Annotated in this window: 12 protein-coding genes and 2 tRNA genes; 5 read left to right on the top strand and 9 right to left on the bottom strand. The window is 32.7% G+C overall.

Going from position 1 to position 14,258, the window contains the following annotated elements; translation table 11 throughout:
• Positions 1 to 81: 81 nt before the first annotated feature.
• From DEA20_01015 to miaB, 3 genes are all read right to left on the bottom strand, one after another.
• Positions 82 to 171, bottom strand: a tRNA-Leu gene (locus tag DEA20_01015).
• Positions 172 to 225: 54 nt separating this feature from the next.
• Positions 226 to 299: transfer RNA gene (locus DEA20_01010), tRNA-Cys, on the bottom strand.
• 111 nt (positions 300 to 410) lie between these two features.
• The gene (gene miaB / locus DEA20_01005) at positions 411 to 1,817 is read right to left on the bottom strand and encodes a tRNA (N6-isopentenyl adenosine(37)-C2)-methylthiotransferase MiaB (protein ID HBS47767.1); all 1,407 of its coding nucleotides are present in this window, start codon (positions 1,815 to 1,817) and stop codon (positions 411 to 413) included.
• Positions 1,818 to 2,001: 184 nt separating this feature from the next.
• Here miaB and DEA20_01000 point away from each other — a divergent pair, with 184 nt between their 5' ends.
• Entirely contained in the window at positions 2,002 to 2,727 is a 726-nt protein-coding gene (locus DEA20_01000; protein ID HBS47766.1) for a hypothetical protein, read from the top strand.
• A 54-nt stretch (positions 2,728 to 2,781) separates the two neighbouring features.
• On the opposite strand, the gene DEA20_00995 is transcribed toward DEA20_01000, so the two are convergent.
• On the bottom strand, positions 2,782 to 4,179 hold the full coding sequence (locus DEA20_00995; protein HBS47765.1) for a hypothetical protein: 1,398 nt from the start codon (positions 4,177 to 4,179) through the stop codon (positions 2,782 to 2,784).
• A 490-nt stretch (positions 4,180 to 4,669) separates the two neighbouring features.
• Here DEA20_00995 and DEA20_00990 point away from each other — a divergent pair, with 490 nt between their 5' ends.
• The gene (locus DEA20_00990) at positions 4,670 to 6,544 is read left to right on the top strand and encodes a hypothetical protein (GenBank protein ID HBS47764.1); all 1,875 of its coding nucleotides are present in this window, start codon (positions 4,670 to 4,672) and stop codon (positions 6,542 to 6,544) included.
• A 53-nt stretch (positions 6,545 to 6,597) separates the two neighbouring features.
• On the opposite strand, the gene DEA20_00985 is transcribed toward DEA20_00990, so the two are convergent.
• Together DEA20_00985 and DEA20_00980 are read right to left on the bottom strand one after the other, a co-directional pair.
• Positions 6,598 to 7,371 carry a cell filamentation protein Fic gene (locus DEA20_00985; GenBank protein ID HBS47763.1) on the bottom strand — a complete coding sequence of 258 codons (774 nt, stop codon included), beginning with the start codon at positions 7,369 to 7,371 and terminating at the stop codon, positions 6,598 to 6,600.
• Positions 7,372 to 7,433: 62 nt separating this feature from the next.
• Positions 7,434 to 8,009: a nitroreductase gene (locus DEA20_00980; GenBank protein ID HBS47762.1), complete on the bottom strand. Its 576-nt coding sequence runs from the start codon at positions 8,007 to 8,009 to the stop codon at positions 7,434 to 7,436.
• 136 nt (positions 8,010 to 8,145) lie between these two features.
• Here DEA20_00980 and DEA20_00975 point away from each other — a divergent pair, with 136 nt between their 5' ends.
• Positions 8,146 to 9,276, top strand: a complete 1,131-nt coding sequence (locus DEA20_00975; protein ID HBS47761.1) for a redox-regulated ATPase YchF — start codon at positions 8,146 to 8,148, stop codon at positions 9,274 to 9,276.
• A gap of 10 nt (positions 9,277 to 9,286) precedes the next feature.
• Positions 9,287 to 11,731: a valine--tRNA ligase gene (locus DEA20_00970; GenBank protein ID HBS47760.1), complete on the top strand. Its 2,445-nt coding sequence runs from the start codon at positions 9,287 to 9,289 to the stop codon at positions 11,729 to 11,731.
• A 48-nt stretch (positions 11,732 to 11,779) separates the two neighbouring features.
• On the opposite strand, the gene rsmG is transcribed toward DEA20_00970, so the two are convergent.
• Positions 11,780 to 12,415 carry a 16S rRNA (guanine(527)-N(7))-methyltransferase RsmG gene (gene rsmG / locus DEA20_00965; protein ID HBS47759.1) on the bottom strand — a complete coding sequence of 212 codons (636 nt, stop codon included), beginning with the start codon at positions 12,413 to 12,415 and terminating at the stop codon, positions 11,780 to 11,782.
• 96 nt (positions 12,416 to 12,511) lie between these two features.
• Here rsmG and DEA20_00960 point away from each other — a divergent pair, with 96 nt between their 5' ends.
• Positions 12,512 to 13,276, top strand: a complete 765-nt coding sequence (locus DEA20_00960) for a hypothetical protein (protein HBS47758.1) — start codon at positions 12,512 to 12,514, stop codon at positions 13,274 to 13,276.
• 29 nt (positions 13,277 to 13,305) lie between these two features.
• Here the strand turns inward: DEA20_00960 and DEA20_00955 are convergent, their stop codons facing one another.
• Together DEA20_00955 and ybeY are read right to left on the bottom strand one after the other, a co-directional pair.
• The gene (locus DEA20_00955; GenBank protein HBS47757.1) at positions 13,306 to 13,545 is read right to left on the bottom strand and encodes a hypothetical protein; all 240 of its coding nucleotides are present in this window, start codon (positions 13,543 to 13,545) and stop codon (positions 13,306 to 13,308) included.
• A gap of 243 nt (positions 13,546 to 13,788) precedes the next feature.
• Positions 13,789 to 14,247 carry an rRNA maturation RNase YbeY gene (ybeY, locus tag DEA20_00950; protein ID HBS47756.1) on the bottom strand — a complete coding sequence of 153 codons (459 nt, stop codon included), beginning with the start codon at positions 14,245 to 14,247 and terminating at the stop codon, positions 13,789 to 13,791.
• Positions 14,248 to 14,258: the final 11 nt, after the last annotated feature.

Genomic DNA, 14,258 nt, shown 5'->3' with positions numbered 1-14,258 from the left:
TTAAATTTTTTTGAAGGAAAATTTAAAGTTTTTTTGACAGAGAATGAAAAAAGTTTTTTTAGAAATTTATTTTTTTAAATATGGTGCCGAGGGCCGGACTCGAACCGGCACGAGTTGTTCAAACCCGAGGGATTTTAAGTCCCTTGCGTCTACCAATTCCGCCACCCCGGCAACCAAATATTTCAAATTTTTATAACCAATTTTTTAAAAAATGATTTCAAATTTTGGAGGCGGCACCCGGACTCGAACCGGGGATCAAGGTTTTGCAGACCCATGCCTTACCACTTGGCTATGCCGCCATCTTAACAAACTATTTTTTAAACATCAAATTTAAAATTGGGATATATTAAAAATTTCAATTTAAACAGCTAATAGCATAGCTTTTTATAAATTTGTTTACAACTATTTTTTTAAACGATCTGACCATCTAAATTTGCAACATGCGCATCGATGATTTTAACATTTACAAACTTACCAATATTTTCTTTGTTATCATTAATAGATACAAGAATATTTCCGGTTGTTCTAGCTGCTAAATTACCATTTTCCATTTCACTTTCTACAAGCACTTTTAAAACTTTTCCAACATGCTTTAAATTATTTTCAAGATTTATTTTTTTTGACATTGCTTGTAGTTTTTCAAGTCGTTCCAGCTTTACAAGATTTGGACAATCGTCTTTCATAGCAAAAGCCTTCGTATATCTCCTAGGTGAATAGATAAAAGAATAAATCATATCGAATTTACACTTTTGCACTACATCAAATGTTTCTAAAAAATCATTTTCTTCTTCGCCTGGAAAACCAACAATAATATCTGTAGAAACAGTTGCTTGTGGCAAATATTTTCTTATCGTATCCACCAGTTTCAAAAAATGTTCTTTGGTGTAAGGACGATTCATTGCTTGCAATACGCGGTTCGAACCAGATTGAATTGGCAAATGAATGTAAGAACATAATTTATCTTGATACTGCTGCATAATTTTTAAAACATCTTCTGACATATCTTTTGGATGAGGACTTATGAAACGAACCCAAAATTCGCCTGGAATTTTTGCAACGTTTTCTAGTAATGCCGCAAAATTCGCACCAGTTTTTGGATCACAATAAGAGTTAACATTTTGTCCGATTAAAGTAATCTCTTTTGCACCGCTATCAACTTCTGTTTTCACCTGCATTAATATTGCGTCCATTTCATAGCTTTTTTCTATGCCACGAACAAAAGGTACTATGCAGTATGAACAGTAGTTGTTACATCCGGTCATTATGTTTACAAAAGATTTTTTAAACGCATTTTGTTTTATTTCAATCTTTTGCGGATTAAATTTATTTTTTAAAAATAGATTTAACGATTTTCTACTTTTTCTAAGATCTAGGATTTTTTTGATATCTCGATCCTGACCAACTTTATTTTCAAATTCTGTAGGATTTTTTTCATAAAAAGATTTTGTAGAAAAAATTGATTCAACAACATTACTTAAATATTCTTTTAATAAATCAATCTCTTCCCGCGAACCATGTACAAAATTTATATGATCAAAACGACTAAAAAGTTCATCTTTTTTGTAACTTGCAACACAACCAATTACCCCAATGCGAAGATACGGTTTTTTGCGCTTTAAATCTGCAAGTTGTCCTACATAAGAAAACATTTTTTGTTCAGCTTTATCACGAATCGCGCAGGAATTTATTATAATTAAATCCGCATCTATTTCGCTTTCAACAACACCTACTCCCAAACTTCCCAAAAACGACTGCAAATGCGCCGAATCTGCGACATTTGCTTGGCATCCATAAGTCTTAAAAAATAGATTAATCATATTCACACCTACCAAATAACTTTTTTAACAATATTTCTAAGAATACTTAAAGCTAAAAAATAGGCAATTTTAAAGTAGTTTTGAAGAAAAGCTTCATTGTTTTTTTTTATTATTAATCATATCTTAATAAGAACTTTTTTATTAAAAGTGTTGTTTTATGGGTTATTTTTAACTAAAGGACGCGATGAAAAAATATTTAGTTTTTTTGATATCAATTATTTTTTTTACAAGTGATTTAAAGCTACTAGCTATTAAACCATTAACTCTAGGAAATCGACTATATTGGACCATAAAAGTATCTGCTGATCTAGACGAAGCCAAACAATATTTACAAGCTAATCCCGAATTCATAGATTTGTCTTTAGATTTCGAGAGCTCGCTAATAAAAATCCCAGAGGATTTTTTTTCAGAATTAAATCTTCTTGAATTTTCTGTTATGAGATTAGGCACTAAGCTGCCAGAATCTATAGGAACCTTAAGACATCTTAAAGTGTTGTATGTTGTTCATTCCCGAATAACAAGCCTACCAGAATCAATAGGCAATTTGATACAGCTTCAAGAAATCCATGTTCATAATAACGGCCAACTTCTTAGCATACCAAAATCAATAGGAAATTTAATTAATCTTTTAGTGCTTGATTTTGGTATGAATCGTCAACTAACTACCGTACCAGAATCAATAGGTAATCTAATTAATCTTGTAGTGCTTGATCTTGGTAACGATCGAATATCTGTTCTGCCAGAGTCAATAGGTAATTTAAGAAGCCTTAAAAGACTTCTAATTCAAAACAACAAACTATCGAACCTGCCTGCAACTTTACCAATCTCATTGGGGCTAAAAATGCAAAGCGGTCAACTAATAATAAAAATGGATCACCAGAACGAAACCGACTTTTCACCATGGTTTTAAAAAACATCGAATAAAAAAGAATTAGGGGCCAAAATTTTGGCCCCTAATTCTTTTTTATTCGATAATCTTATTTTCTTTTTGCAGCTGATTAAATTTGTTTCCAACATATGTAGCAACAAATATCCAGAAAGCTACAAGCCCAAGAGATGCAAATGTTCCAAATATGAGTAAGGTTGAAAAATTACCCCTAAGAACACCGGTCACCGTTGCACCGACACTTTTAGCTGTTCTTCCGCCAAATCCATCAATCCAGCTTTTTGCCTTAAACCTGATATCTTTGCTTGTTGGAATATACATTATTTCAAATGATGGTTTATTTAATGTGTAACTAAGCCCTTTAAATAAAACTGCCGCTACGAAAAATGACCACATCAAGAAGTAAAGACTTGCTCCTACCATATAAAATACAAAAATCGATGCAATCACTATACCAATCATTGTAGGATACGAAATTATACAAAACTTTAGACCAAATCTTCGCATTAAAAAGCTTGTTCCCAGTAATGCAAACAACAAAGACAAAATTCCAAGCGACAAACCATTCATAGCCGAAAACCACCCGAAGGCTACTCCACCATCTAAGTTTGCTGGGTAAACTTTAAGTGCGCATGTATTCATCTGAAATTCAACAATCGTATTAATAATTTCGTACATTGTTGTAACAACCAAAAGTCCTGCAACGTATGGACGACTTAACAAAAGTTTTAATCCTTCCAACATGCCTGTTTTTGGAGGTTTGGGTCCTGAAGCGTCTGCTTTTTTTACTTTAACTACTGGTGAATGTTTTACATAGCACTTAAGAAAAAATGGCATTAAACAAATTGATAAACCACCAATTGCAAAAAGTACTCCGAATCCTAATGTTTTAAGATAAGTGGCAACAAGTCCCGTTCCTAAGATTAACCCTAGTTGGGCAAAGGTAAAAATCATTCCATAACCTTTTTTTGCCAACTCTGTCGTCATTGTACTTGCAACAATCGAAAGAAACAAAGCCGGCATAATTGATCCATAAGATTCAATGAAACAATACATAAACCATCCCAAAAACTTACCTGGAATGAATGATGTTACGCTGCTGAGAATTGAGCCTTGCGAGATGCTTATAATATCGGGGTGTACAACTAAATATCCAAGACCAAGAAAACTAATTCCAAAAAAAGTAGCGAAAATATAAAAAAGAGTGTCTCGCTTCAAAAGGTCGACCAGTTTGTTATAAAAAAGTACCGCACAAATAACGAAAACAAGCGATACCATTTTTGCAAACGGCTGATATCTACTATAACCAACAAGATTTTCGAATACTGCGTTTTTCATTGAACGAGTTAGCCAGTAGGCGCCTATCAATAAAAAATATGTTATTGATAAAATCCCAAAACGCTTGAGTTCATCTTTGCTCATTTCGCCCCAAAATAAACCTACCGCTTTTGACATAATTGAATTGATACTAAACATAGTAAAACCTTTCCATCAAATAAAAATACATCTTCACCAACGACTAAAACCGCAAGCTTTTGAAACTATGCAACTTTTCCGCTTGCACACTTACATTTTTTGGGTCAGCCCGCAAAAGATTTTGAATGTATTTTTAATGTTGATTTCTTTACGGGTTTTACCCTTGTAAAGAATCTTTTGATTTTAACAACATTTTGAATTGTTTTTCTGATAAGAATCCCAAAAAAGATTCCTTACAACTTATTATACTTCTCAAGACTTAAAAATCAATTACATATCGGAAAATTAAGGGAAATAATGAAAAATTTTTATAAAACCTAAAAAATCCGTTTTATAAAATTCAAAAAAACTAATAAAAATGCAATTTTCGCACATCTACCAGCAAACCAGTTGCAAATATAAATTTATCAATTTATATTAATGCATAATTAAAATTCAATTAGAACTTATAAACAAAGATGAATTAAAACATAAAAATGAGAGGTTTTTTATGAAAAACATGTCAAAAATCATTAAATTTACGTTACTTGGTTTTATTTTTATTACAAATTCAATAAATGCAGAATTATATTCCATCGAAAGTGCACAATCTCAATGGTCAATGTCTGTCGATTCCGAAATCTTATCCGTTTCCCCCGTGCTACAAAAAATGATGTCTAGCGGTTTTAGAGAAAGCATAAATAAAAGAATTTCTTTAACTTATTCAAAACAAAATATTATTATTTTTTTAAGCTTTTTAAACAAAATTCATAACAAATTAGAATCAGAACTTCTAGAAGAAATCAACTCTATTCAAGATCCAAATATTCTTCGAGATTTATTCTTAATGAGTGATTTTTTCCAAGTAGCTCAATTAAAAGAATTGCTATACAAATCACTCGCAAAAATTTTATGTTCTCAATCAATTTTAGATGCTTTTAAACAAAACCCTGAAGCTTTTGCTCCTAACCAATTTTTACCATCAAATTTCGATCAACAGTTAGCGAACAAAATAAAAGCACAAATTGCTTTATTTTCAAATTTCGAAATTCCAGGCCATCGTCATAAAATTATAGATGCCAAAATTGAAAACAATTTTCTTATTGTCTTGTTGGACGATCATGCCTACAGAATTTGCAAAATTAATGATGACTCAAGCTTACAACCTCTTATAGTTGAAATCCCAAGTCATCGAATTAGCGCTACCGAGATTAGTGAAGGATTTCTTATTGCCAAATTGGAAAATGATACCTTCAGAATTTGGAAAATTAATGACGACTTAAGTTTGCAACGAATCATAATTGAAACTGCTGGTCATCAAATTATATATGCAACAATTAAAAATGGATTTCTTATTGCCACATTAGAAGATGATACCTGCAGAATTTGGAAAATTAATGGCGACTTAAGCTTGCAACCAATTATGGTTGAAATTGCAGGTCATCAAATTATATATACAAATTTTGAAAATGGTTTTCTTATTACCACATTAGAAGATTATACCTGCAGAATTTGGAAAATTAATGACGATTATAGCGTACAACCAATCATAATTGAAGCTGAAGGTCATCGAATTATGTATGTAAAAATTGAAGATGGTTTTCTTATTGCCGGATTAGATAATAACACTTATAAAATTTGGAAAATCAACGACGACACAAGCTTGCAACCAATCATAATTGAAACTGATGGCCATCAAATTATACGTGCAACAATTGAAGATGGATTTCTTATTGCCCATTTAGAAAATGAAACCTATAAAATCTGGAAAATTCATGATGATTATAGTTTACAACCAATTGTAGCTCTCGGCCATAGAATTAAACAACCCAGAATTAAAGATAAAGTCCTTATTGCTGAATTAGATGATACCCCCAGAATTTGGAAAATTAACGACAATTCAATCTTGCAACCAATTATGGTTGAAATTCCCGGTCATCAAATTAAATATGCAAGATTTGAAAATGGTTTTCTTATTACTACATTAGAAGATTATTACACCGAAAAAATTTGGAAAATTAATGACGACTTAAGCTTGCAACCTGTCATGCTTGATGTCGATAAACATCATATTAGAAAAACCATTATCTGCAATCAACTTCTTATTACTCAATTGGACGATTATACCTACAAAATTTTTACCGATATTATTCCAAAACAAAACCTAACATCACAACAAATGCTGTTTATTAAATCTTGCATGCAAGAACCTATATATCTAGAATCAAATCCAGAATTTAAAACAATTTTTGATTCGTTAACACCTAAAATAAAACAAGTACTTTTAAAAAAGAAGTTTGTCAGACCCTCAATAATAATGAGGCCAATTCCAGCATTAGAAATGCGTAGCGATTTAAAAAGAACGAAACCATTATTTAGCAAATAAAAATTACTTATTAACCTTATCTTAAAAAAAGGGGACAAAATTTGTCCCCTTTTTTATTCAAGCGAATTAATCAATCTCAAATAATCTTTCATCGCTTCATAAACCATATTTGAAATAAAACTTACAAAAAGAGAAGAATCCCCTTTATTTGCTGCCCTTAAACAATCCATATAATCTCGACGTAAAACTGGAGGAATAATCGTAATAACATAGCCAGTTTGCATCAAAACTAAATTCATGAGTAATCTTGCCGTCCGCCCATTACCATCGACAAAAGGATGTATTTCAACAAATTCTTTATGTAAAATTGCTGCAAATTCTACAGGATGCATTGATTTGCGCAGTTGTGGGATTTGTTTAATAAATTGGGACATTAATTGTGGAACTTTATCAGGAGATGGTGGAATAAAGTCTGTGCCAGTAATAATAACTTTTATTTTACGATAAATACCCGCATTTTTCTCATCAATGCGATAATAAAAAAGCTTGTGTAACGTTAAAATATCTTCCTGAGAAATTTCATCCTTTTTTATCAAATCATATAAAAAATTATATGCTTCTCCATGACCAACAACTTCAAAATGCTCTTTTAGGGTTTTCCCACCGATTGTGATTCCATCTTCTAAAATTATTTTTGTTTCTGTTTCCGTTAAAGAGTTTCCTTCGATAGCATTACTAGAATAGGTCAAACCGATCTTAAAATATTCTTTTAACATTTTTAATGTTTCAAAACTTAGAGGTTCAAGCCGTTCAATTTGTTTTTTTAATTCATCAATTTTTTCGATTGTTTTTTGACAGATCAAAGAAACCCTTTCGCAAACTCCCATTTTAATTTAAGAAGATCGGTACACTATTAAATATAAATTATTCGATAAATACAAACGACCATTTATTTGCTAAATTCGCCTTCAAATACAATTTCTTTGAGTTTTTTACGGTCCGACATTACCTCTCGCTCTTGCATCTCTTTTGGTAGATCTTCTACTTTTCCCGGCTTTCCAATCGCAAACATTGCATTCACTTCGAATTTATCTGGCAGATTAATTGCTTTTGCTGCCCCTTCATAATCAAAACTTCCCATCGCGTGCACAACTAACCCATTTATAGATCCTTGCAAAGCCATATTTTCGCATGCAGCACCGGTATCAAAAGAATGTGTAACTGAAAATTTATCGTTGAATTCAAAATTTTTGCGCGAAACGACGATTATCAAAACAGCTGCATTTTTGCACCAGCCTTGATTAAAAGGAATTAACAGATCAAAAAAATTTTGCCAATTTTTACTATTTCGTTTTGCATAAATAAATCTCCAAGGCTGTGCGTTGTAGGATGATTGTGCCCATTTTGCAGCTTCGAACAAACTCATTAGCTCATCATTTGTGATTTCCTCACCAGACATAGCACGAGATGACCATCGGTTCAAAATTATTGGTGAAATTTTATACTCTGGTTTTCTTGAATTCATTTTTATCTCCTACATTTAATAAAAACTTAAGCAATCGACGCTTAAAAAATATCTAAAAGCTGCTAAGCTAAAAAAAGCTTTTAATTTTTCACAAAATTAGTAAATTTCACCTTCATAATGAAAGGTTTTTGAACTTATGGCAATTCAAGCTGGACTCGTTGGGCTTCCAAACGTTGGAAAATCAACTTTATTTAACGCGCTTACAAAATCTAGTATCCCTGCCGAAAATTATCCTTTTTGCACCATCGATCCACATTTAGCTATCACAGAAGTACCAGATGAACGCTTGGACAAACTTGCAAAAATATTTGGCTCCGGTAAAAAACTACCAACTGTCGTAAAATTCGTAGACATAGCAGGTCTTGTAAAGGGCGCATCCAAAGGCGAAGGACTTGGTAATCAATTTCTGAGCCATGTAGCAGAAGTTGATCTTATTTTGCACGTTTTGCGTTGCTTCGAAGACAAAAATATTACCCACGTCCACAACAAAATAGATCCGATCGAAGATTTTGAAGTCATCAACGCGGAGCTAATGCTAAAAGATCTTGAATCTCTAGAAAAACGTGAAGATAAAATTATAAAAAATATCAAAGCCGCTAAAAGCAAACAAAGTAATAGCCAAGAGATCGAAAAACTAGAAAAAGAATATGAACTTTTCAAAAAGATGAAACTTGCTCTAAGCGAAGGAAACTTAAAACAAATTCAGCAACTTTCACTTGAAGCAAAAGCTGAAGGCTTTCATTCACTTTCACCAATAAGTGGCAAAAACTTTTTGATCATCGCAAATGTCGCAGAAGATGAGTTTGGTGGAAAGGGCTATGAAAATAACCCGCACTATCAAAAATTAGTTGCAACATTTGGAGAAAAAAAGGTAACAGCAGTTTCTGCCAAAATCGAATCTGAGCTTTCACAATTAAGCGATGAAGAAGCAAGCGAATTTAAAGAATCTCTTGGCATAACAGAAAACGGCCTAACAAATATTATCAAAAAAAGTTACTGCGCTCTCGGTCTAATAACATTCTTCACATGCGGTCCCAAAGAAGCACATGCATGGAGCATTGTAAATGGTACCAAAGTACCACAAGCTGCAGGCGAAATTCACTCAGATCTACAACGAGGATTTATCTGCGCAGAAGTTTATAACTGTGAAGATATTTTCAAATACGGCAGCGAACAAAAATTGAAAACAGAAGGTAAACTTAGAACGGAAGGTAAAAACTATATCGTTCAAGACGGCGACCTGTTAAACATAAAATTTAACGTTTAAAAGGGAAATAATGGAAAAGAATTTTGATCATAAGATTTTTGAACCACAAGCAAGAAAGCTTTGGGAAGAAAATAAAATTAACGAATTTGATAAAGATTCAAAAAAAGAACTTTTTAGCATCGATACTCCTCCGCCAACAGTTTCCGGCAGTTTGCACATGGGACACATGTACTCTTATACCCAGCAAGATTTGATTGCCCGCTACAAGAGAATGCGCGGATTCAATGTTTTTTACCCAATGGGATTTGATGACAATGGGCTTGCAACAGAGAAATTTGTTGAGAAAAAACATCAGATCAAAGGCAAAATGATGAAAAGATCAGATTTCATCGAACTATGCCTAAAAGAATCACACGAAGCTGAAAAGCAGTTTGAAGAACTTTGGAAAACTATGGGGCTTTCAATTGACTGGAATTTAATTTATTCCACAATTTCTCCAAAAAGTCGTAAGATTTCTCAAATTTCATTTTTAGATCTTTATAAAAAAAATCTTGTTTATCGCAAAGATGAACCATCACTTTACTGCACAACTTGCCAAACAACAGTTGCTCAAGCAGAACTTGAAAATATAGATGTTTCATCAACTTTCAACGACATAGAATTTGAAACAGAAACCGGCGAAAAACTTACGATTTCTACCACAAGGCCAGAACTTCTTGCTGCATGCGTTGCTATTTTTTACAATCCTTCAGATTCTCGTTATTCACATTTAAAAAACAAATATGCAATCACACCAATCTACAACCAAAAAGTACAAATTTTACCTGATGAAAAGGTAAGCGTCGAAAAAGGAACCGGTCTAGTAATGTGCTGCACGTTCGGTGATCAAACCGACATCTGGTGGCAGAAAAAGTACAATTTACCGTTTATTCAAATCATCGGCTTCGATGGTAAATGGACAGCCAAAAGCGGACAGCTTGAAGGATTAAGAGTTCACGATGCACGCAAAAAGATTTTAGAATTACTCAAAGAAAGCGGAAAACTTTTAGCACAAAAACAAATTACACACCCTGTTAACACTCACGAACGTTGCAAACAAGAAATCGAATATTTAATTTTGACACAATGGTTTATCAAAATATTGGACCACAAACAAGAGTTTATAGACGCTGCAAACAAAATTGAGTGGAAACCAAAATTTATGCAATCACGCTACAACGACTGGGTAGAAAACCTAGCTTGGGATTGGTGCATCTCACGCCAGAGATTTTATGGCGTTCCATTTCCAGTTTGGCATTGTCAAGATTGTGGTTGCACATTGCTCGCACAAGAAAAAGATCTTCCAATCGATCCACAAGAAACTACATATCCTGCAGGAAAATGTGATAAATGTGGCAGCACAAATATAAAAGCTGAAACAGATGTCATGGACACTTGGGCGACATCAGCATTAACCCCCCAGCTAAACGCAAACTGGCCGCAAAATGATGTTGGTATAAAGATGCCTATGAGTTTACGACCACAAGCACATGACATCATTCGCACTTGGGCTTTTTATACAATCGTAAAAGCGCATTATCATAACAAAACATTACCATGGACAACCATTGCTCTTTCGGGTTATGTAACGGCGGATGGCAAAGAAAAAATTTCAAAGTCCAAAGGCAATGCAAAGTTCACTCCACAATCTATGCTCGAGCTTTACCCAACAGATACTATTCGCTATTGGTCAGCAAACGGAAGACTTGGATGCGATACAATACTAAATGATACACAGCTAAAAATTGGAAATAGACTTGTAACAAAACTTTGGAACGCATTTAGATTTTGCAAAGAACATATCGCAAATTATGAAAAATCAGAAAATATCAAACATGGTAAATTAAATCAGTGGCTTTTACACAAATTTAGCCAAACATATGCGCAGTACATAAAACAATTTGATACTTACGAATACACAGCAGCGCTCCAAGAAATCGAAACATTTTTCTGGCAAATTTTCTGTGATAACTACCTTGAACTTGTTAAAGACCAATTCTTTAATCCAGATAAGTATTCAAAAAAAGAGATTGAAAGCACACGCTTTGCACTTTATGAAGTTGGATTTGGAATATTACAACTTTTTGCACCATTTGTTCCTTACATCAGCGAATCTATCTACCAAATTATTTATAAAGACAAAGAAGATCACATCTCACTGCACCAAACAAAATTGGATGCTAAACGCTTTTCTTATGAATTTACAAATAGCGCAACTATCTTCGATGAATTAGTAAACATAATTGGTCAGGTAAGAAAACTAAAAAGTGAAAAAGCGCTCTCGCTCAAAACCGAGCTTAAAGAGTTACAAATCTTTGGAAGTGATAGCAAAACATTCGATCTAATTAAATCTGAAGAAAATGTGATTTTGGGTGTAACAAATGCAAAACAGATAATATACAAAGAAGAAAAACTAGAAGCTCCAAGTTTGCTACAAGAAGGTGAAACTTGGATGGCAAAAGTCTGTTTAAAATAAAATCAAAAGCATAAAAAAGGGGTGATAAAAATCACCCCTTTTTCTTAACTATTTTTTCAATCCAAAAAAGATTAATTTTCGATCCGCGTAACCAAGACTGTATTCTTTGGTATCAAGCACAAATTCCTGCAGTTTTTTATCAATTTCAAATTTGCTGGTTGCCCAGTAAACAAGCTTACTATTTTTGTATGGGCATGAAGGTTTAAACATTCGGCAAAGTTCTGCCGGATCCATAGTTGCACGGGAAACAAAATATTCGACTTCGCTTTCTGTTTTTCGCAAAAATGTTCGCCAATCAAGATCACAAATTTCAATGTTTTTTAATCCCAACTGCGCAATTAAAGCTTCTAAAAATTGAATTTTTTTATGATTTACTTCGATCAAAATCACACCCAAATCAGGATACACAATATTTAGAGGCACACCCGGAAATCCTGCACCCGCCCCAATATCACCAATAGACTTTACATTGTTCAAATCAACATATTTTCGCAAAGCTAATGAATCGATAAAATGCTTTGTCACTATTTCTTGTAAACCGGTAATGGCTGTCAAATTAAACTTTTTGTTCCATTCGATAAGCATATAAGCATATTTTTGAAACAATTCAAGCTGCTGAGGTGTCAATTTTTCTCTTTCAGCAAATATGTTCCAAATGGTTTGTTCTTTTTTATTTATTTCCATGTAAAAAGCCTTTTCAATCAAAATTTAATTTTGTAGAAGAATAAAAAATGTATTTGTTAAAATTTATAAATAAACCGTTAAATTAGGAGAATAAAAATGAAGATATCAAAGATAATCTGTTTTGTAATTATTTGCCTATGCATTGCAGTAATTTTCAAAATAAATTGTGACCCAAATATAATTTTGCAGTTGCAACAACCAAATGAAAAAGTCATCAAAGCGATACAAAAAGATCTTGAAAAAAACAAAGCTCAAAAAGTTGAAAAGTATTCAAAAGAGCAAATAGCTCCTCAAAAAATAAATAACAAATTAATAAAAGGAAATTTAAAAAACTCTATTGTGCCACCACTTAGCGGCGTCATGGCAACCTATGCCGGTTACACAGATTATTCCAGCACTGAAGGTTTTATAACATTCCTTTTGCGCCACACCCCGCCAACCAAAATCTATCTATTAATTACCGATCCGATCACATTAAACAAAATCCGCAGCAACACTTTTTCCACAGCGCAAATTGCATCTGACCAAGCCGTAATGTATTCGTATGAAAAGAAAAAAGACAAAAACGAGATGCTTTATTGGTCGGTAAAAAAGATAGCTTTACCAAAAGATAATAAAATTAGCGATTTAACGCTCACTATACTCACTAAGCCTAAAAATATTTTTGTTTTCGAAGGAGATTTGCCAGCACAAGAAAATGCTAATCTTTTGCTCCCAAACAATGTTTATTTAATTAGCAACGACGAAAACGCAAAAATGATAATACAATTTTTTGATATAAACAGATTTTTTGAAAATATAAGAATCGAAGAAAAGAAGGCGTCTGATTTGGTAAATCAACAAACTATTATTAACCAATAGCGGGCCGAATAGATTATTCGTGAATTATTTTATGCTTCTGCAATTTCATCAAAACCTGGGAAATATAAGATATCGGCAATCTCTTCAAAACCATCTATTTCATCATCCAAAGAGCTTCCATCTTCAATTTCTTCATCAAAATTGTCATCTTCTGAAATATCTGTTTGATGAATTACTGTTGCATAATTTGGATCATAAATAATGCTGTAAATTGGTTCATACCCACTCTCTAATGATAATTTTTGTATGTTTTTAAGTGCGATATTCATTTTTGTCCCTAAAGTCTCAACTTCTATATATTTACATGGAATTTTTATCAAAAGATCTTCAAATAAACTTGCTTCTAAAACTCCGTGGGGGGACTATTTTGGAAGAAATTTATTTGAAGACAATATTTAGGTTACTCGCTTTTATAGCTTTATCAATATTTATTTCTCAATTTAAAAAATTGTTTCTGCCGGAGAATTACCCCATTTTCAAAGGCTATTTGATTTGCTGCTTGGAATAGAATTTTAATTTTTTCCACAAATTTCTGACAAAAGACTTTTTTCAAACTTTTGCATCACTTTAAAGTCGCTATCAGTTTCATGATCATACCCAAGCAAATGTGCTATTCCATGAACAAGTAAAATATTTATATACAAATTGAAATCAACCCCATCCAACTCCGAATGTTTTTTCACAAATTTTAGCGAAATTATGATATCCCCGAGATTGTTATCTTCCTCAGTTTTTATCTCTATTTTTTGACCAGGTTTTAGATGAACATGGTAAGGAAAAGATAAAATATCGGTCGCTTTATCTTTTTTACGATATTTTTTATTAAACTTTCTTATCGTTGTGTCGGTTGTGAACCAAAGTGAAACATCAAAATCCTTCATTTTTAGAAAATTAAGCAGTTTTTGCAGCTTTTGTTCTATCTTATTTATGTCGATTTTGATCTTTTTTTGACTATTTTTTATAAAAATCATACTTTTACTTC

This window comes from Candidatus Dependentiae bacterium (assembly GCA_003511165.1).
Classification (GTDB): Bacteria; Babelota; Babeliae; order Babelales; family UBA12411; genus UBA12411.
The sequence above is the reverse complement of the archived record's forward strand: the minus strand, read 5'-3'. Positions and strand labels throughout refer to the sequence as shown.